Genomic DNA, 19883 nt, shown 5'->3' with positions numbered 1-19883 from the left:
TGCATCAGAAATGGGTATACTGCACGGCAAGTTTATCGAGATGTCGCACTGTTATGCATCCTTTTTTTCAAGAATTAAAGCAAGGTAGTCAAGCGTTAGGTTTAAACCTAAGTGAGGAAGCGCTAACACTCTTATTGAAATATCAAGATGCTCTCGTGCTATGGAATAAAGCATATAACCTGACAGCGATTCGTGACCCGAAAGAAATGCTGGTTAAACATTTATTAGATAGCTTAAGTATTTTAAATGATTTGCCACAAGGACGTTTATTAGATGTTGGCACGGGTGGTGGAATGCCGGGCATGATCATTGCGTTATGTCAACCAGAGCGCTCGTGTGTATTATTAGATTCAAATGGAAAAAAAATTCGTTTTCTTAAGCAATTTATTGCCGATTTAAAATTGGATAATGTTGTTGCAGTTCAAACACGTGTAGAAAATGAAGACACGATTGATGAGCTTGGTCAGTTTGATGTCATTACTAGTCGTGCATTTGCTTCATTAACTGATTTTGTAGAGGCAGCGCAACCCTATATGCATGAGCAGAGTATTATTGCGGCAATGAAAGGTTTGGTTCCAACTGATGAAATGGAACAGATGAAAGAACAGTATTCATGCAAAGTGATTGAGTTGCGTGTGCCGCGATTAGATGAACAACGTCATTTACTTTTACTTCAACGAATTCAATAAAAAATATTAAGGGTAATCATGGCTCAAATTATTGCGATTGCAAACCAAAAAGGTGGCGTGGGAAAAACCACAACAGCCGTTAATCTTGCTGCTTCTTTGGCGATTTTGAAGAAACGTGTCTTATTGGTTGATATGGATTCTCAAGGTAATGCCACTATGGGGTCTGGCGTTCAAAAGAATGACTTACTTTACTCGATTACCGATGTGTTGTTGGGTGAAGTGCCAATTGAAACAGCAATTCAGAAAGCTGACGTTGGTTATAAAGTTTTAGGTGCAAATCGTGAACTTGCTGGCGTTGAGTTAGCAATTGCCGAGCAAGAAGGGCGAGAGTTTATTCTCAAAAATGCGTTACAAGAAGTAGATTCAGCATTTGATTATATTATTGTAGATTGTGCACCAAGCCTAAGTTTGATAACTGTGAATGCTTTGGCTGCGGTCAATGGTGTAATTATTCCGATGCAGTGTGAATATTATGCTTTGGAAGGTTTGGCAGATTTGACACAAACAATTGATCGTATACAAAAAGCCCTGAATCCAAACTTGGAAATTGTAGGGGTGTTACGTACGATGTATGATGCTCGTAATGCTTTAACCCGTGACGTGTCTGCTGAGTTAGAGCAATATTTTGGTAAAAAGTTATACGAAACGGTGATCCCTCGGAATATTCGTTTGGCTGAAGCGCCAGCACATGGCTTACCAGTGATTTATTTCGAAAAAAGCTCAAAAGGTGCAGTTGCATATTTGAATTTAGCTGCAGAAATGTTGAAGAAAAGTAAAGTGAAAAAAGGAAGTGCTGTATGAGCATCAAAAAACGCGGATTGGCTAAAGGTCGTGGTTTAGATGCACTATTGGGTTCAATTCAAAAAGAGAAATTGCAACTTGAAGCACAGGCTTTGGATCATGGTCAACTCAAGCAAATTGATGTCAATTTACTGAAACGTGGCGAATATCAGCCACGCCGTTTTATTCAAGAACAAGATTTACAGGAACTTGCTTCATCAATTGAGAAGCATGGCGTAATGCAACCGATTGTGATTCGTCCAGTGGATGATGAACAACACCCTTATGAGATTATTGCAGGTGAACGCCGTTGGCGTGCTGCCCAATTAGCAGGTTTGGCTGAAATTCCAGCAATTGTACGTGACTTAAATGACCAAGTCGCAATCGCATTGGCGTTAATTGAAAACATTCAGCGACAAGATCTCAATCCAATTGATCAAGCGGTAGCTTTGCAGCGTTTCCATGATGAATTTGGTTTAAGTCATCAAGAAATCGCAGATACAGTAGGTAAGGCTCGTACTACGGTGAGTAACTTATTGCGGTTATTAAGTTTGGCTGATCCAATTAAGGACTTAATGCAACAAGGTCAACTTGATATGGGACATGCTCGTGCCATTCTGACCCTAAAAGCAAAAGAGCAAATGGATGTTGCTAAAATCGTAATTGAAAAAGCATTATCAGTGCGTCAGACTGAACAGTTAGTACGTGAGTGGAGTGAACCAAAGCCTGCAAAGGAAAAGGTGCAGGTTTCTCCTGATATTGAACAATTGACTCAGAAACTATCGGAACGTTTTGGAGCAAATGTTAAAATTGACCATAACCAAAAAGGTAAAGGAAAAATGGTCATTCATTATCACTCATTGGATGAGTTGGATGGAATTTTAAATATTTGTTTACCTAACTAATATTTAAGGTGCGTCCTTTTATATTTTAAATATTATTGGGGAATAATATGTGGGAACTTGTGAAAGCGGGTGGTTGGTTAATGCTACCGCTTATTCTCTCATCAATTTTTACGGTTGCTATTACAATTGAGCGATATATTCGCTTAAGACGGTCACAAGTTTTACCTCAAGCATTACTGGTTCAAGGCTCAAATGTGGATAATGTTATTTCACATTTAGAGCAAAAAGACGTTGTAAAAAGTCCGTTAGGTCGTATTTTAAAAGCTGGTTATGATCATCAAGATCAAGGTGAGCAGTTTGCGCGTGCACAAATGGAAGCAACAGCTTCGCAAGAAATCAGCTATCTAGAAAAAAATATTAACTTTTTAGGTACATTGAGCGCGATTGCACCCTTGCTTGGTTTGTTAGGAACAGTACTTGGTATTATTGAATCGTTTTTAGTGATTGATATCGGTTCTGCTGGAAATGCAAGCATGATGATGCCTGGTATCTCTAAAGCATTGATTACTACGGCTGTAGGTATGCTGATAGCGATTCCAGCAATGATTGCTTATCGTTATTTTCAACGTGTAGTACATGAATATATTGCTGAGTTAGAACAACAATCAACATTATTTCATGCTGCACTTTTCTACAAAAAAGCACCTCATGTGCAAGAAAATCGCCGTGCAAGCTGAGCATAGGTGACTTTATGAAATTTAAACGTTCTCAAGTTGAAGATATTCATATCAATTTGACGCCAATGATTGACTGTATGTTATTCATTTTGGTGTTTTTATTATTATCTACCACATTTAGTCAGCAAAGCCGTATAAATCTTACTTTACCAGATGCTCAAGGTGTTCCACCTAAACAATTCGATCACAAAATTGAAATCATGGTAGACTCCACGGGACATTATTCTGTGAATGGTCAAGCATTATCGACCAAAGATAGTGCCGATCTCAGTACTGCGATTAAACAGGCTGCACAGGATCGTCGTGATTTTATGTTTATTATTGCAGCTGATGCAAAAGCAAAACATGAAGATGTGATTCGTGTAATGGATGTGGCAGGTCAACTCGGCTTTGTTAATGTCAATATTAGCACCAAAGTTCCAACTAGAGGTTTTACTGAGTGAATCAGGATTTTAAGGTTTATGTCCGTTTAATATCATATTTAAAATCTTATTGGGGCGTTGCCTTATTTGTCTTACTTGGTTTTGGAATCAACGCTGCGACAGAGGTTTCTGTCGCAAAGTTATTGAAATATATTATTGATGCAATCCAAAATGGTAGTCGCGAAAATTTAGATTGGTTCCCGGCCTTAATTGTCTTACTTATGTTTTTCCGTGGCCTTGGTTTGTTCTTAGGTGGATACTTTTCAGCAGTTATTTCACGTAGTTTGGTATTTAGTATTCGTCAAGAAGTTTATGCTAAATTACTGCGCTTACCTGCGCAATATTATCTTGATAACAGTGCAGGTCATATCAGTGCAAAATTGATGTATAACGTCGAACAACTCACAGCAGCATCATCTGAATCTCTACAAACATTAGTTAAAGATGGTTTAATTGTTATTGGTTTGTTGAGTTATTTACTCTATACCAACTGGCGTTTGACTCTATGTATCGTGGTTTTCATGCCTTTCATTGGGATATTGGTCAGAATCGCATCTAAGAAAATGCGTAAGTTGTCAATTCAAGTGCAAAACACGATGGGCGATGTGAACCATGTGGTACAAGAAACGATTAATGGAAACTCGGTGGTTAAGAGTTTTACGGGTGAGGTTTTTGAGCAGCAACGTTTTTACAAATCTTCTGAGGAAAACCTTCGTCGTGGCCTAAAAATGGTTGTGGTGCAGAATATTAATAGCCCGATCATACAATTACTATTGTCTATGGCAATGGCAATTATTTTATGGTTAGCGCTTCGCCCACAGGTTTTAGGTGACACCTCAGCAGGAGAGTTTGTTTCCTACATTACTGCGGCGGGTCTGATCTCTAAACCAGTGAAGAATTTAACTGATATTAATGAGAAACTTCAGCGTGGTTTGGCAGCAGCGCATTCGGTATTTGAACTGCTTGACATGCCAGAAGAAGAAAATAATGGTCAGCTTAAGCCGGTTTTGAAAGGCAATATTAAATTTGATCATGCTAATCTGCGTTATACAGATGGTACGCATGCGATTAAGGATTTTTGTCTAGATATTGAAGCAGGTCAGACCATTGCTTTGGTTGGTCGATCTGGTGCAGGGAAAACCTCATTAGTAAATATGCTGCCGCGTTTTCAAGAATTAAGTGAAGGGCAAATTTATTTTGATGATATTCCTGTACAAGAGATAGAGCTTTCTTATCTTCGCTCACAAATTGCGACAGTCAATCAACAAGTTGTGCTATTCAATCGTTCAGTGCGTGACAATATTGCTTATGGTCAGCTTCAGGATTCAAGTGATGAGCAGGTGGTTGCAGCTGCAAAAGCTGCTTTTGCGCATGACTTTATTATGAATTTGCCACAGGGTTACGACACAATACTTGGTGCGCAAGGTTTAAATCTTTCAGGCGGTCAGCGTCAACGTATTGCGATTGCCAGAGCAATCTTAAAAGATTCTCCAATTTTAATCTTAGATGAAGCAACCAGTGCGCTTGATAATGAGTCTGAATACTTCATCCAACAAGCTTTTGATGAAGCGATGCAAGGCCGTACGACGATAGTGATTGCGCACCGTTTATCTACAGTTGAAAATGCAGATCTTATTGTGGTAATGGACAAAGGACAAATTATCGAGCAGGGTACACATACTGAGTTGCTAGATAAACATGGCGTGTATTATCAATTGCATCAACGTAATTTTGAGGAAAATTAATAATGTCTATTGCGCAACACGTACAAGATGCTTGGAATAAAAAAGCGTCGTGGTTGATCGTGTTGCGTCCTTTATCATTATTGTATCGCTTAGTTTTTGAATTAAATAAAACCTTATATACGATTGGTTTTAAGAAAAAATACACAGCCCCAATTCCTGTGATGATTATTGGTAATATTACGGTTGGAGGAAGTGGGAAAACACCTTTATTAATTCAGCTCGTTAAATATTTACAGCAACAAGGTGTTCGTGTTGGAGTAATTAGTCGAGGATATGGTGGCAAAGGACCTTTTCCAGTTTTGGTGAATGCTTTGTCTGAACCAGATATTGCTGGTGATGAGCCGTGCCTAATCGTTCAATCTACTCATGTACCCATGGCGGTTGGGCCAAATCGTCAAGCATCAATTGAATTATTATTGAAATCTGAAAAACTCGATTTAATTATTAGCGATGATGGTTTGCAGCATTGGGCATTAGCACGTCAAATTGAATGGATTGTTCTAGATCAAAATCGTGGTTTGGGGAATGAAAAGTTGTTGCCTGAAGGGTATCTACGTGAGCCTAAATCACGCCTAAATAGAAGTACGGTTATTGAACATACTAAAATTGCCCAATCACAAAGGAATATGCATTTAGCGATTGGTCAGCCATATCTGTTAAATTTAAATAAAGATTTAAATGTGTTTGATCCAAATCAGTATTTTAATGTGGTTGTTGGTATTGGCTTCCCACAACGATTTTATCAAACTTTAAATCAATTGAATGTGAAGCAATATCAAACACATGAGTTTGCTGATCATTATGATTATCAGATCGATGATCTCACCTTCAATAATCAAGATGCAATTATTACCACAGAAAAAGATGCGGTAAAGCTTAAGGTTTTATTGAAACAATACCCAGAATTTAATATTCCGATTTGGGTTGTGCCTGTTGAAGCGGTTTTATCTGCAGACTGTTATGATTTATTGAAACAACAATTGCAACAAGTCGGTATCCAATTTTCTTAGAGTTCTAAAATGAAACATATTGTTATTCCTGCTCGTTTTGCGAGTTCACGTTTACCTGCAAAACCACTTTTGCTTATTCATGGTCGTCCAATGATTTTGCGTGTGGTAGATCAAGCGAAGAAAGTTGCAGGTTTTGATGATTTATGTGTTGCGACTGATGATGAGCGTATTGCAGAAGTGTGTCGTTCGGAAGGAATTGATGTGGTTTTAACCAGTGCCGATCATCCGTCAGGCACAGATCGTTTGAGTGAAGTTGCTCGTCTAAAAGACTGGGCAGAAAACGATATTATTGTCAATGTACAGGGTGATGAACCATTACTTCCTGCTCAATTGGTTCAACAAGTTACTCAGCTTTTAGTTGATCAACCGCATTGCTCAATGTCTACTTTATGCGAGCCTATTCACGTATTAGATGAATTCCAGCGCGATAGTATCGTCAAAGTCGTGATGAGTAATCGTAAAGAAGCATTATATTTTAGTCGAGCAACTATTCCTTATGATCGTGATGGTGCAAAATTACAGCAGCCAAAGCTGCATGATCGTGCTTTTCGTCATCTGGGTTTATATGCATATCGTGTGAAATTGTTGCAAGAATATGTGTCATGGGAACAAGGCGATCTTGAAAAATTAGAAAGTCTTGAACAATTACGCGTATTAGAAAATGGTCATCGTATTGCGATCGATATTGCTGAAGCCAATCTGCCTCCGGGTGTAGATACACAAGCTGATCTAGAGCGTTTAAATGCGCTACCAGTAAGTTTATTTGAATAATTATGATGAGTATGCAGTCAACAACCGTTTATCCTTGGCACAAGCAGACATGGGTGTTGTTGACAACACGTTTTCCCGATATAGGTCATGGTTTACTTTTTTATGGTAAACATGGCTGCGCGAAACATCAATTTACTGAGCGTTTTGTGGCATGGGTATTATGTTTAAACAAACAAGCCGAACAAGCTTGTGGTGAATGTACAAGTTGTCTTTGGTTGAAGTCTAATACACATCCTCGCTATGTCCATATCACCACAGATGAAGAAAATAAAAAGCAAAATGCCAAGATAAAAATCGAAAAGATTCGTGATTTATTACCATTTGTTCAACAGACTGGTGATGGATGGCGAGTCGTTGTGATTGAGCCAGCGGAGGCTTTGAATATAGCATCCGCAAATGCATTGTTAAAGACTTTAGAGGAACCTGGAGAAAGGGTTATTCTGATTCTATTGGCCGATCATTACTTGAAATTACCAGCAACGATTCGAAGCCGTTTGCAGCATTTCGCTTTAGATCGTCTAGATACCCAAGATGCACAACAATTTATTCAGCAGCAAATAGCGAATATTTCAGCTGAACACATTGATTTGTTGCTTAATCTCGCAAATGGTATGCCATTGACTGCCGTTGAAATTAATCAGAGCGATTGGTTGCATAAAAGAGATTTATTCTTGAAAGATTGGTTTAAGTTGGTCTCAGAAAAAAATATGCCTTTAAGTTATTCAAGCAAGTGGTCAAAAGAGTTGAGTTTCTCTGAATTTATGACAATGTTTGAATATTTATTGGCCGATTTAGTCGCTATAAAATTAAATCAATCTTTGAGAAATAAAGACTTAGATTTAACACAGCTTGCACAGCTTTATGACTTGGAAATCTTATTTCAAATTTATTCTGACCTGCAACAGAAAAAATTGATGGTTGAGCAAAATGTACAAACACAGTTGGTACTAGATCAGTTGTTTATTCAATTGATGCATGTGGTTTAGATAGGGAATTAAAATCTTTTATGTTGATTGAATGCTTGATTTTGTAATAGCCAAAAAGCATTTGCTTTCGTTATGGTGATCACCTCTGAAATCGTGATTCATCGAAGGCTATATTTGTTTAAATAAAAACCATTTTTGTTTGTTTTCGAACAGTTTTCCTCAAACATTATTTGTTGTTTGTCGGATTGTTTCCTATAATTAAAATAGCAGTAATTATAGTTTTTTAAATTGACGGTAGAAAATATTGAATTTGAGAGGCATGCAAATATGCTTAAAAATTTACTAATGCTATGAAAATATAGATATTTCAAACTATTTGTATTTGACAGGGGAATGTTATGCAACCACAAATGATGGGCGGAATTATACAGGTCAATATTCCTGATAAAGCAACTTTGCAATCAAGTTATATGCCTTTTGTGCAAGGTGGAGGTTTATTTGTTTCCACGAAACAAGCCGTAAAAATGGGACAGGAAGTTTTTGTTTTAGCGACTTTACCAGAGCAGTCACAAAAAATCCCATTAACGGGTAAGGTGATTTGGATTTCGCATAAACAAACACATTTTAAACCACAAGGTTTTGCAATTCAGCTTGCTGGTGAAAAAGGTGTGTATTACAAAAATGAAGCTGAGAAATTATTGGCTGGTTCAAAAGCGATGGATCGCCCAAGTTTTACAATGTAAGTGATAGGAAATAAGCGTGTTTGTTGATACCCATTGTCATTTAACGATGTTAGATCTGAGTCCTTACGATGGGAGTTTAGATCAAGCGCTTGCCCAAGCTCGCCTTGCAGGTGTTTCAAAATTTATGGGCATCTCAGTTGATTTAGATGATCATATTAAATTGGCTGAAATCGCCTCTCGACATGATGACGTGGGTTATTCTGTAGGTGTTCATCCATGCGAGGATGATCATATTATGGCGCAAGCAACAACAGACTACCTCGTAGAGCTAGCACAGTCTGATAAGGTATGGGCATTAGGGGAAACAGGTTTAGATTATTATCACAGTACAGATTTTATTGCAGAACAGAAACGATGTTTTGCCCGTCATATTCATGCATCAAAAATTGTAAAAAAACCTGTGGTTGTGCATACACGATCAGCCAAACACGATACCGTCGATATTATAAGAGCAGAGCAGTCCACACATGGTATTTTGCATTGTTTCACCGAAGATTGGGAAACAGCGAAGGCTGTTTTAGATTGTGGTTACTATATTTCTTTTTCTGGTATTGTTTCATTCAAAAATGCACAAGAATTACGTGATGTAGCTAAACAAGTGCCGCTTGATCGGTTGTTAATTGAAACGGATAGCCCATATTTAGCACCTATGCCTTATCGGGGTAAAACCAATGAGCCTAAATATGTGCCTTATGTTGCAAAGGCGTTAGCGGATGTATATAACAAGTCAGTTGAAGAAATAGGTATGATTACCACACAGAATTTTGAGAATCTTCTTCGTTTGAAGTAAACGGTTTAGTTGTATTAGCAAAGAGAGTTATCACGTGAAAATGGATCGCCAAGCTCAGTTTAGAGCACGAGAAGCCTTAATTTTTCAGATCGCTGAGCAACTCCTATTAGAAAATGGTGAAGCAGGCATGACTTTGGACGCTTTAGCGGCGGAATTAGATCTTGCTAAAGGCACATTATATAAGCACTTTCAGAGCAAAGATGAATTGTATATGTTGCTGATTATTCGTAATGAACGAATGCTGCTCGAAATGATTCAGGATACAGAGAAAGCTTTCCCTGAGCATCTAGCTTTTTTCATGCTACACCATTTACATCATCCTGAACGTACTGCTTTATTTCATCAAATTGAAGAACGCCTCTCTACGACGGGTCAAGGTATTCAGTTATTATTTAGTGAATTGTATAAAGTTCGTCGTCAACGTTTACGTATTATCATTCGTATGACAGAAAGTTATTTATTAGATATAAATAGCACGATGACAACGCGTGATTATTTGGCTTCGATCTGGTCTCTGACTTATGGTGCAGCAGTTATTCTGAATTCGAGCTTTTATCAGCGTTATTTAGGTTCACGTGATAGTTTACGTGTGGCTTATATTGATCAAGCTTTAGGTTTGCCAAAACAAATTGAATATTTAGCGAATGGCTGATAAATAAAATGAAATCACCACATAGATTACAACAAGGTTTTACCCTCATTGAGATCATGGTGGTGATTGTAATCATGACGATTATGACATCTTTGGTTGTTCTGAATATTGGTGGTGTAGATCAACGTCGAGCGATGCAAGCCAGAGAAATGTTTATACTTGATTTAAAAAAGATTAATAAAGAATCAACGGATCAAGCTAAAGTTTTTGCCTTAAATACTCAAAATGCGACTGACGTTGCACCATTTCGCTATAATTTGTTTGAGTATCATGATCAGAGCCATGAGCAAATTCAGCAAGCTGATCGGACGTGGCAGCCGTATAAAGAGTTTAAACTTCGAGAGCTACCGACTAGCGTATCTTTTAGTATTCAAACTTTAAATGCTGAAGAATATCGAAAAGCGAGAAATGAGGACTTATTAGGTGGTAAAGCACCGCAACTCATATGGTTTGGCAATGGTGAAGTTAAGCCTGTCCGTATTCAATTTTATTATGAGCAACAGCCAATTGGACATGAGTTTGAAATAGATCATTTGGGTAAAATAAATGAAGAAGATTAAAGCATTTACCCTGTTGGAAGTAATGGTTGCGTTAGCGATATTTGCAGTTGCTGCAATTGCATTAACAAAAATTGCCATGCAATATACACAATCTACATCGAGTGCGATTTTGCGAACAAAAGCACAGTTCGTTGCAATGAATGAGGTTGCAATGATGGAAATGAATCAAGAATGGTTGGATGGAACGCAATCGAAACAGGTGACTTCTCAAGGCGAGACTTGGCAGATTGATAAAAAAGCACAGGCTACAATTAGCCCCAAAATACAACGTATCGAATTACAAGTAAGTTTATTTAATACTGAGCAAGGTAAAGTTGAAGCGGGCATCACCAATATGGTGTTTTTTAATTATCCAGCAAAAGCTAAAACATGATGAAAATTAAAAAGGGTTTTACCCTTGTTGAATTGCTGGTTGCAATTGCTATTTTTGCCGTACTTTCAATGCTTGGTTGGAAAGTTTTTGATTATTTATTAAAAGTCAAAGATCGTAATGCAGAGCATGAAACACATTTATTTGCGTTACAAGATGCCTATCAGCAGATTCTAAGAGATAGTCTGCAAATTATTCCATTAACGGCAAATGATGGTCGACAATTACAAGCCGCTTTGGTGCTAAATGATCGTGGTTTTATGTTTAGTAAAGCAGGGGTGTCCGATCCGTTGAAACAAGGTTTGTCACCTTATGAACGTATTGAATATCGCTACGATTCAACACAGAAAAAAGTTTATCGACTCAAATATTCAAATCTAAATATTCCAAATCGAGTACAACCCATCTCCAGTACCTTATTAGAAAATGTAGATCAATTTAAAGTAGTCGTCATGAATCCACAGGAACTGACACAATGGCCTGAAAATATTGGTGATCCTAATAATATTAATGAGTTAAAAAAATTACCATTAGGCATAAAAATACAGCTTAGTGTTGCAGGTACGGATTACGAGTGGATCTATAGTCTACTGAATGCAAATCAATTGTTGGGAAATAACTCACCACCATGAAAAACTATTCATCTCAGCGTGGCGTAGCTTTATTAACGATTTTAGTCATGGTTGCTTTAGCAACGATTTTGGCTGCAACAATTGCAAAACGACAAACCAATACCGCTGAAAATACGGGCTATTTGATGCGTCAGGATCAATCGTTATTGTATGCAAAAAGTGCAGAAGCTTTTTTTTCAGAGTTACTCATTCAAGATAGCGATAATGGTAGTAGTATTGATCATTTACAGGAAAACTGGGCAAAACCGATGCCATCATTTCCCGTAGAAGATGGATCAGTCTCAGGAAAACTACTAGATGAGTCAGGAAAGTTTAATCTAAATAATTTGGTTAAGGCTGATGGCAATCAAGTTGATGATTCTGCTCGACGTTGGTTTGAAAAGTTATTGCAACGTGTAGGTCTGCCTGCTGAACTCAGTCAAGCTGTGATTGATTGGCAAGACACAAATGATGAAGTGACTGGCGCAATGGGTGCGGAGAGTAGCTATTACCAAGGACTAGATCCTGCATATTTAACGCCGAATACCAAGTTTCATAGTATAGAAGAATTAAAACTTGTACGAGGTTTTGAAGGCAAAAACTACGATTTGATCAAACCTTATGTCACGGCATTACCTGAACAGACGAAGGTGAATATGAATACAGCACCTGCATTACTATTAGCCAGTATTGATCCTAAAGTAGATGTCAAAGCTATCGAACAACAATTAAAAATCAAGGAAACTGAGTTAACGCATTTTAATAATGTAGATGATTTATGGAAATTAAGTGCTTTTTCTGGGATTGATGAGCAGAGTAAAACCGATGCTGCGTCTTTATTAGATAGTAAATCAAATTATTTTACGGCTCAAATTGAAGTGATGCTAAGTGAGCGTAAGCGCCAATTTAACAGCTTAATGATGAGAAAAGATAAACAAGTGATTGTGTATTCAAGAAGTCTTGCACCATTCTAGTCTTTGTATAGATTGGATTATTGAATAGTCACAAGGCTTAAAATCAATCCCACCGATGATTTTTTTGCTTTATAATAAAATCTGTTTGCAGATATAGATCAGCTTGGTGCATGTTAATTCGTAAATTATTTAAGTTTGAAAATGCTCATATTGTACGTAATTGTACATCAGATCGCTGTAAGCGTTCGATTCACGGGCATAGTTATAAAGTTGAATTACTGTTAAAAGCCTCAAGATTAGATCATGGGCAAATGGTCTATGATTTTGGTTTATTAAAAGGTGTGATTAAAGAGCTTTTTGACAGTTTTGATCACGCAATTTGTTATTGGCAAAAAGATGATCCTGAATATATTCAAGCGTGTAAAACTTTTAGTGCACGTTGGGTTGCCTTGCCAGTTTCACCATCAGCTGAACAGTTTTCAAGGATTTTCTTTTATCTAGCGCAACAGGTGCTCGCTTCAACCACAACACAGAATGGTGAAGGTGATGTCGAAGTTTATTCTGTGATCGTGCATGAAACTGATACAGGTTACGCCCAAAGTTTTTTAGAAGATATTGAAAATGAGCAAATGGGTTTACTTAGCCTAGACCAAATTATTTTTTCAGAGCAAGTACAAGTTGAGTGGAGTGATCCTCAAATGTACGAAAATCTGAAAAATGGAATTAAATTCCAAAATCCAAATGTAGAGTTACAAGTTAACATTTAGGTCAGCAAGATTTAAATGTTGGAGTCGTTATTTCAAGGAATGTTGATGCAATTTACTGAACAGCAGCAGGAAAAACTTAATAAAGTTCAGTTGGATGAGTCATGGAAAATCTCTTTGTCAGAATTTCTACTCAGTCAGAAAATGGATCATTTAAGAGAGTTTCTACAGCAACAAATCCTTGCTCAGAAAACGATTTATCCACCTAGCAAGCAAATTTTCAATGCATTGAATACAACCCCGTTACAGGATGTAAAAGTCGTGATATTGGGTCAAGATCCATATCATGGCCCTAATCAAGCCAATGGTCTAAGCTTTTCTGTACAAAGAGGGGTTGCATTACCACCATCTTTGCGTAATATTTTTCATGAATTGCATACTGATCTCACAGTGCCGATTTCACGTCATGGGGATTTAAGTAAATGGGCTGCTCAAGGGGTATTGCTATTAAACAGTGTACTCACTGTTGAAGCAGGACAGCCAACTTCTCATCAAAAACAAGGCTGGGAAGAATTTACTGATGCTGTAATTGATGTGTTAAATGAACAGCGTGAGCATGTTGTGTTTATCTTATGGGGTGCTTATGCACAACGTAAAGGACAGCGCATTGATCGAAATAAACATCTAGTGTTAACAGCAGCTCATCCATCACCGCTTGCTGCAAACCGAGGTGGTTTTTTTGGCTGTAAAGTATTTTCTAAAACAAATCATTATTTGAAACAACATGGCATTGAGCCAATAGACTGGCAACTGGACGCATAATGACTTCTCCCGATTTAAATAGTTATCACCCAGATTTAATCATCGAAAACGCTAAAAATGGTTGGCGTATTGTTCGTTTAAACCGACCAAAATCTTTACATGCACTTGATGAGTCAATTGTGAGCGCTTTATTGAAAGTATTTGAATATTTTCATGAAGATGACAGTGTTAAAGCAATTTGGTTTGATTCAACCACACCGAAAGCATTTTGCGCAGGTGGTGATGTTCGTAAACTCCGTCAACTCGTCATTAATAATGAAGTAGATACGGCAAATAAGTTTTTTGAACAAGAATATGCGCTTGATTTATTGCTTCATAACTATGCTAAGCCAATTGTAGTTTGGGGTGAAGGTTATGTCATGGGTGGTGGTTTAGGCCTATTCATGGCTGCGCCATTCCGTCTAGTTACACCTTATTCACGTCTTGCAATGCCTGAAATCAATATTGGTCTCTATCCTGATGTAGGAGGAAGTCGTTTCCTTGCAGATCGTGGTCAAATTGGGCTGTTTACAGGTTTAACGGGTTCAATCATGACTTCAGCTGGTGCTTTTAGCATTGGTTGGGCAACTCATATTTGTGAGGCACAGCGAGATAATGTTCTTCAAAAAGTTTTGAATGTGGATTGGAATCATTATCCTGCGGGTGCTTTCCGTGCAATCGATGATACTTTAAATAGTCTACATCGCCCTGTATCATCAGGTCCGTTACAAAATTCAATCGATGTGATTCATAGCGTATGTCGTGGTCAAAGTTTTGAGTATGACTATCAAGCGATTATTGGTTTGAGTGATGCAAGTAGTGATTGGTTACGTCAGGCAAGTGAGAATCTGCAAAAAGGTTCTCCAAGTACTGCTGCGATTACATGGTTGCTATGGCAATGGGGTAAGCAAGGACATGCTTGGGATGAAGTTTTTGCACTAGAATCACAAATCTCTGATTGGAAAATCCGCCATCCAGATTTTGTTGAGGGTGTCCGTGCACGTTTAGTTGATAAAGACTTATCACCAGAATGGAAAGCAGCGGAAAAGATTACATTGAAAGATATTTTATCTGATTGTGCTCCAGTAACTACAATTGATAGTTGGAATGCTTTATTAAGACAATATGGTGTTATTGCTTAAAATCGATGAGTATAGACGTCACAACTTCAGAAAACTTTAATGATGAATATTGGATGCAGCTTGCTTATGAGCAAGCTGCACTAGCTGCTTCGCAGGGTGAAATTCCTGTTGGAGCGGTGATAGTGAGTCAAGAGAAAGTTATTGGTGCTGGTTATAATGCACCAATTAAACAATCTGATCCTACCGCTCATGCTGAAATTCAAGCTTTACGTGCAGCCTGTCAATCATTGAATAACTATCGTTTACCAGATGATGCCATATTATATGTGACGCTTGAACCTTGTACGATGTGTGTTGGCGCACTCATTCATGCTCGTGTCAAAAAAGTAGTGTTTGCTACGACAGAGCCTAAGGCTGGTTCGTTGGTCAGTGCTCGACAATTATTAGAAAATGGCTATTACAATCATAAATTCGTATTTGAACAAGGTTGTATGCAAGCTGAATGTTCATTGCAATTAAGTGAATTTTTTAAACAAAGACGAGAAGAAAAAAAGAAAACTCGGCTATTAAAAACGTCCTTAAATGATTAAAAATGTCTCATTAGTTGTGGCAAACTATGCCTCCGAAGATTTTATCTAAATCAAAAAGGCAAAGTTATGCGTAACGCAATCACCATACAAAAAGAATTCAACGCACCAATTTCTGAAGTTTTTGACTTATTGTCAAAGCACGCAACTTATAGTAAAGCATTTGCTCCTTTACAAGTTGTACGTGTAAAAGATTCTGCTGATCCTCAGCGTCCAGATGGAATCGGTTCAATTCGCCGTATGGGCTTTGGACCAATCAAGCCTCTTCAAGAAGAAATCACATTACTAGAAGAGAATAAGCGTATTGAATATAAATTGATTAATAATCCTTTGGTTAAACACCATCTCGGGCAAATTGATTTTAAAGAAATCACACCGTTTATTACTTTAGTGACTTACAAGATTGAATTTACAGCAAAAGCGCCTTTTGTAAGTAAATTAGTTCTTGCACAACTCAAAGCAGCGATTACACTAGGTTTTTCAAAATTAGCGAAGTCAGTTGCTTCATAAGAGACGGGAATGACAGTTCATATTATTACGATTGATGGTCCTAGTGGTTCTGGTAAAGGGACCTTGGCAGCCAAAATAGCTGCTTATTATGGTTTTAATCTATTAGACTCTGGTGCTTTATATCGTTTACTCGGGCTGTCATTATTTCAACATGGCTTACTTGATCAAATCGACTATAATTTAGGTCAATGCGTTGAATACGCAACGAATTTAGATATTGAATTTAAAACGACTGAGGCTGCGACCCTTGTTTTACTAGAAGGTGTAGATGTCACAAATACCATTCGTACTGAACAGGTCGGAGAATATGCCTCTAAAGTTGCAACTGTTCCTGAATTAAGAAAAGCATTATTTGCGCGCCAACGTGCATTTATTCAAGCCCCTGGTTTGGTAGCTGATGGACGAGATATGGCGACATCAATTTTTCCAGAGGCTCAAGCTAAAATATACTTAACAGCATCGGCTGAATCTCGAGCAGAGCGTAGAGTAAAACAGTTGCAGGGTATGGGTCTTGATGCTAAAATAAACGACATTTTATCTAACATACAGGCTAGAGATAAAAGAGATATGGAGCGAGCTGTTGCTCCGCTCAAGCCAGCTGAAGACGCGTATATCATTGATAGTTCTACAATAGACATCAATGAAGTATTTCAGTTAATGGTGAACTATATCGATAGCTGTATTCAATAGATAGACCATTTTATTTTCAGTTGAAGCATTGCTTGATCAGATTTTTTGGACAATGTAACAACTTAACTAAACCGGCCTTGTCTGATCCAAGACCGCGGACTTTATCAGGTATATCATGACCGAATCTTTTGCAGCCCTCTTTGAAGAAAGTGAATTAAACCTCAACGTTGAAAAGGGTGCAGTCATCCAAGGTACTGTTGTTAGTATCGATTCTGACTGGGTTACTGTTGACACTGGCCTTAAATCTGAAGGCGTAGTTGACCGTGCTGAATTTTTAAATGAACAACGTGAACTTGAAGTTCAAGTTGGCGATACTGTTGACGTAGTTGTTGAAGCGCTTGACAACGGTATGGGTCAAACAGTTTTATCACGTGAAAAAGCGAAACGTGCTGAAACTTGGACTAAACTTGAGAAAATCTTTGAAGACGGCGAAATCGTTACTGGTGTTATCTCTGGTAAGGTTAAAGGTGGTTTCACTGTTGACATCGGTCCTGTACGTGCATTCTTACCAGGTTCTTTAGTTGACACTCGTCCTATCCGTGACACAACTCACCTTGAAGGTAAAGAGTTAGAGTTCAAAGTAATCAAACTTGATGCTAAGCGTAACAACGTTGTAGTTTCTCGTCGTGCAGTTATGGAAGCTGAATCTTCAGCTGACCGTGAAGCATTACTTGCTCAACTTGAAGAAGGTCAAACAGTTACAGGTACTATCAAGAACCTTACTGATTACGGCGCGTTCGTTGACCTTGGCGGTATCGATGGTCTTCTACATATCACAGATATGGCTTGGAAGCGCATCAAGCACCCTTCAGAAGTTGTTGAAGTTGGTCAAGAAGTTACTGTTAAAGTACTTAAATTTGACCGCGAGCGTAACCGCGTATCTTTAGGTCTTAAGCAATTAGGCGAAGATCCATGGTTAGCGATCATGAGCCGTTACCCTAAAGGTTCTATCGTTAAAGCACGTGTAACTAACTTAACTGACTACGGTTGCTTTGCAGAAATCGCTGAAGGCGTTGAAGGCTTAGTACACGTTTCAGAAATGGACCACACAAACAAAAACATCCACCCATCTAAAGTTGTTCAGATCGGTGACGAAGTTGATGTTATGGTTCTTGAAGTTGACGAAGAACGTCGTCGTATTTCATTGGGTATCAAACAAACTCGTGCTAACCCATGGGAAGAGTTTGCTAAAGCAAATGAAAAAGGCGAAAAAGTTTCTGGTACGATCAAGTCAATCACTGATTTCGGTATCTTCATCGGTTTATCTGGTGGTATCGACGGTTTAGTACATTTATCTGACATTTCTTGGAACGAACAAGGCGAAGAAGCTATCCGTCGTTACAAGAAAGGTGACACAGTTGAAGCAGTTATCTTATCTGTAGACGCTGAAGGTAACCGTATCAGCCTTGGTATCAAGCAATTAAACAGCGATCCATTCAATGATTTCTTAGCTGCGAACGAGCGCGGTGCTTTAGTTAAAGGTACTGTAACTGCTGTTGATGCTAAAGGTGCTACAGTTAAATTAGCTGATGACATCGAAGCAACGCTTAAAGCTTCTGAAATCAACCGTGACCGCGTTGAAGATGCAACTAAATTCTTAGAAGTTGGTCAAGAAGTTGAAGCGAAGATCATCAACGTTGATCGTAAATCTCGCTCTATCAACTTGTCTATCAAAGCGAAAGACGAAGCTGAAGAGAAAGAAGCTGTGAACAATGCTCGTCAAGCAGCAGCAGCTCAAGTTTCAGAAGCTAATGGTCCTAAGACTATTGGTGATTTGATTAAAGCTCAAATGAAGTAATTTGTTAAAAGGTACATTTCTTGTAACAGAGATGTACCTTTTTATACAAAAATACTGCAAACGGTAGCGTAGTATCGATGTACTGCGCTACCGTTTTGTATTTAAACAGGTTATTATTAAAATATTGAAAAGTAGCAATAATTAAAGAGGTCAACGATGACTACTGACGCACTTAACAAATCTGATTTGATTGAACGGATTGCCCTTAAAAACCCTCATTTGGCAGAACCGTTGGTCGAAGATGCAGTTAAAATTATGATTGATCAAATGATTGAAGCACTTTCGAGTGGCGATCGTATTGAGATTCGTGGTTTTGGCAGTTTTGCATTACATCATCGTGAGCCACGTTTAGGGCGTAATCCTAAAACTGGTAAATCAGTTGATGTTGCAGCAAAAGCTGTACCGCATTTCAAACCAGGTAAAGCACTTCGTGATGCAGTAAACGAGACTTTTGATTAATAAAAAATTGAGGTGTTCATGCGTTATATTCTTATAGCATTACTCATCGCTATTTTTGGTTATTCACTTGCTCTAGTTTTACAAAATCCAGCAGAATTAGAAGTAAACCTATTGTTTACTCAAGTTCCTGCAATGCGTTTAGGTTTATTGCTTTTATTGACTTTGGCATTAGGTGTCGTGGTCGGTTTGCTTCTAGGTGTTCAAGTATTTCGTGTTTTCCAAACGAATTGGGAAATTAAACGATTACGTAAAGATATTGACCACCTCAGAAAAGAGCAGATCCAACTTGCTCAGCAAGCAGCCGCAGAAGCTGCTGCAAGCGTAAGACATGAAAAAACTGTTTTAGATGTTTATCCGAATGATAAGATCTAATAGTTGAATTGCTATTTAGTATTGAAAATGGCTATTTCACAATTGAAGTAGCCCTTTTAGTTTTTGATTAAAAAACACTTAATTAATTTTAATTTCATTTTTCAAGTTCAATTCAAGCTGATCCATAAATTGATTAAAAGCATTAAAACTTTTTTCTACTACGATTAATGCAATTTCATTCATTTCTCGCGTTATAGGCATGTTTTCAAAAACGTTTGATTCGAGACCAAGCCTATTAATTCGTAAGATAGTTTACGGCTAGGTGATATGTCATCACACCAAATAAATCTAAGGGTGTTGGTAAGTTCTTGTTTA

25 protein-coding genes are annotated in these 19883 nt (G+C 37.9%); all 25 read left to right on the top strand.

Translation table 11 applies throughout. The features are described from left to right. Positions 1–53 precede the first annotated feature (53 nt). The gene (rsmG, locus tag CDG56_RS03435) at positions 54–689 is read left to right on the top strand and encodes a 16S rRNA (guanine(527)-N(7))-methyltransferase RsmG (protein WP_087546939.1); all 636 of its coding nucleotides are present in this window, start codon (positions 54–56) and stop codon (positions 687–689) included. Positions 690–707: 18 nt separating this feature from the next. Then, the gene (locus tag CDG56_RS03430; protein ID WP_005159877.1) at positions 708–1490 is read left to right on the top strand and encodes a ParA family protein; all 783 of its coding nucleotides are present in this window, start codon (positions 708–710) and stop codon (positions 1488–1490) included. Continuing rightward, a complete protein-coding gene (locus CDG56_RS03425; RefSeq protein ID WP_087535851.1) occupies positions 1487–2374 on the top strand; it encodes a ParB/RepB/Spo0J family partition protein in 888 nt (295 codons plus the stop codon). The genes CDG56_RS03430 and CDG56_RS03425 overlap by 4 nt, the downstream gene beginning before the upstream one ends. A gap of 47 nt (positions 2375–2421) precedes the next feature. Beyond that, the gene (locus CDG56_RS03420) at positions 2422–3051 is read left to right on the top strand and encodes a MotA/TolQ/ExbB proton channel family protein (protein WP_087546938.1); all 630 of its coding nucleotides are present in this window, start codon (positions 2422–2424) and stop codon (positions 3049–3051) included. A 14-nt stretch (positions 3052–3065) separates the two neighbouring features. Next, positions 3066–3494 carry an ExbD/TolR family protein gene (locus CDG56_RS03415; RefSeq protein WP_005159883.1) on the top strand — a complete coding sequence of 143 codons (429 nt, stop codon included), beginning with the start codon at positions 3066–3068 and terminating at the stop codon, positions 3492–3494. Further along, positions 3491–5218, top strand: a complete 1728-nt coding sequence (gene msbA / locus CDG56_RS03410; RefSeq protein WP_087546937.1) for a lipid A export permease/ATP-binding protein MsbA — start codon at positions 3491–3493, stop codon at positions 5216–5218. Before CDG56_RS03415 ends, msbA begins: the two co-directional genes overlap by 4 nt. Positions 5219–5220: 2 nt before the next feature. Next, positions 5221–6228 (top strand): tetraacyldisaccharide 4'-kinase, encoded by a 1008-nt coding sequence (gene lpxK / locus CDG56_RS03405; protein WP_087546936.1) that lies wholly within the window; start codon positions 5221–5223, stop codon positions 6226–6228. A 9-nt stretch (positions 6229–6237) separates the two neighbouring features. Next, positions 6238–6999, top strand: coding sequence for a 3-deoxy-manno-octulosonate cytidylyltransferase (kdsB, locus tag CDG56_RS03400; RefSeq protein WP_087546935.1), 762 nt, complete (start codon positions 6238–6240; stop codon positions 6997–6999). A gap of 2 nt (positions 7000–7001) precedes the next feature. Next, on the top strand, positions 7002–7985 hold the full coding sequence (locus CDG56_RS03395; RefSeq protein WP_087546934.1) for a DNA polymerase III subunit delta': 984 nt from the start codon (positions 7002–7004) through the stop codon (positions 7983–7985). Between the two features lie 338 nt (positions 7986–8323). Further along, complete coding sequence (locus CDG56_RS03390) at positions 8324–8668, top strand: PilZ domain-containing protein (RefSeq protein ID WP_004662384.1); 345 nt, start codon at positions 8324–8326, stop codon at positions 8666–8668. Positions 8669–8684: 16 nt separating this feature from the next. Then, positions 8685–9458 carry a TatD family hydrolase gene (locus CDG56_RS03385; RefSeq protein ID WP_087546933.1) on the top strand — a complete coding sequence of 258 codons (774 nt, stop codon included), beginning with the start codon at positions 8685–8687 and terminating at the stop codon, positions 9456–9458. A gap of 40 nt (positions 9459–9498) precedes the next feature. Then, positions 9499–10110 (top strand): TetR/AcrR family transcriptional regulator, encoded by a 612-nt coding sequence (locus tag CDG56_RS03380; RefSeq protein WP_034601445.1) that lies wholly within the window; start codon positions 9499–9501, stop codon positions 10108–10110. Between the two features lie 8 nt (positions 10111–10118). Next, the gene (locus CDG56_RS03375) at positions 10119–10670 is read left to right on the top strand and encodes a prepilin-type N-terminal cleavage/methylation domain-containing protein (protein WP_005159908.1); all 552 of its coding nucleotides are present in this window, start codon (positions 10119–10121) and stop codon (positions 10668–10670) included. Continuing rightward, positions 10657–11043 (top strand): type II secretion system minor pseudopilin GspI, encoded by a 387-nt coding sequence (gene gspI, locus CDG56_RS03370; protein WP_004662377.1) that lies wholly within the window; start codon positions 10657–10659, stop codon positions 11041–11043. The genes CDG56_RS03375 and gspI overlap by 14 nt, the downstream gene beginning before the upstream one ends. Continuing rightward, a complete protein-coding gene (gene gspJ, locus CDG56_RS03365; RefSeq protein WP_087545369.1) occupies positions 11043–11672 on the top strand; it encodes a type II secretion system minor pseudopilin GspJ in 630 nt (209 codons plus the stop codon). The genes gspI and gspJ overlap by 1 nt, the downstream gene beginning before the upstream one ends. Beyond that, the gene (gene gspK, locus CDG56_RS03360) at positions 11669–12625 is read left to right on the top strand and encodes a type II secretion system minor pseudopilin GspK (RefSeq protein ID WP_087546932.1); all 957 of its coding nucleotides are present in this window, start codon (positions 11669–11671) and stop codon (positions 12623–12625) included. The genes gspJ and gspK overlap by 4 nt, the downstream gene beginning before the upstream one ends. Positions 12626–12735: 110 nt before the next feature. Continuing rightward, positions 12736–13332: a 6-pyruvoyl trahydropterin synthase family protein gene (locus tag CDG56_RS03355; RefSeq protein ID WP_004662372.1), complete on the top strand. Its 597-nt coding sequence runs from the start codon at positions 12736–12738 to the stop codon at positions 13330–13332. Positions 13333–13377: 45 nt separating this feature from the next. Continuing rightward, a complete protein-coding gene (ung, locus tag CDG56_RS03350; protein ID WP_050040245.1) occupies positions 13378–14091 on the top strand; it encodes a uracil-DNA glycosylase in 714 nt (237 codons plus the stop codon). Next, entirely contained in the window at positions 14088–15212 is a 1125-nt protein-coding gene (locus tag CDG56_RS03345) for an enoyl-CoA hydratase/isomerase family protein (RefSeq protein ID WP_171295091.1), read from the top strand. The genes ung and CDG56_RS03345 overlap by 4 nt, the downstream gene beginning before the upstream one ends. A 5-nt stretch (positions 15213–15217) precedes the next feature. Continuing rightward, on the top strand, positions 15218–15742 hold the full coding sequence (gene tadA / locus CDG56_RS03340; protein WP_005159927.1) for a tRNA adenosine(34) deaminase TadA: 525 nt from the start codon (positions 15218–15220) through the stop codon (positions 15740–15742). 66 nt (positions 15743–15808) lie between these two features. Next, a complete protein-coding gene (locus tag CDG56_RS03335) occupies positions 15809–16249 on the top strand; it encodes an SRPBCC family protein (protein WP_005159930.1) in 441 nt (146 codons plus the stop codon). A gap of 9 nt (positions 16250–16258) precedes the next feature. Next, complete coding sequence (gene cmk / locus CDG56_RS03330) at positions 16259–16939, top strand: (d)CMP kinase (RefSeq protein WP_087546930.1); 681 nt, start codon at positions 16259–16261, stop codon at positions 16937–16939. A gap of 115 nt (positions 16940–17054) precedes the next feature. After that, positions 17055–18737 carry a 30S ribosomal protein S1 gene (gene rpsA / locus CDG56_RS03325; protein ID WP_005159935.1) on the top strand — a complete coding sequence of 561 codons (1683 nt, stop codon included), beginning with the start codon at positions 17055–17057 and terminating at the stop codon, positions 18735–18737. A gap of 156 nt (positions 18738–18893) precedes the next feature. Next, complete coding sequence (locus tag CDG56_RS03320; protein ID WP_005159938.1) at positions 18894–19196, top strand: integration host factor subunit beta; 303 nt, start codon at positions 18894–18896, stop codon at positions 19194–19196. A gap of 18 nt (positions 19197–19214) precedes the next feature. Further along, on the top strand, positions 19215–19568 hold the full coding sequence (locus tag CDG56_RS03315) for a lipopolysaccharide assembly protein LapA domain-containing protein (RefSeq protein ID WP_005159942.1): 354 nt from the start codon (positions 19215–19217) through the stop codon (positions 19566–19568). Positions 19569–19883: the final 315 nt, after the last annotated feature.

The organism is Acinetobacter sp. WCHA39, from assembly GCF_002165385.1.
Taxonomy (GTDB): domain Bacteria; phylum Pseudomonadota; class Gammaproteobacteria; order Pseudomonadales; family Moraxellaceae; genus Acinetobacter.
Note: the sequence above shows the minus strand (reverse complement) of the source record. Positions and strands in the feature narration are given on the sequence as shown.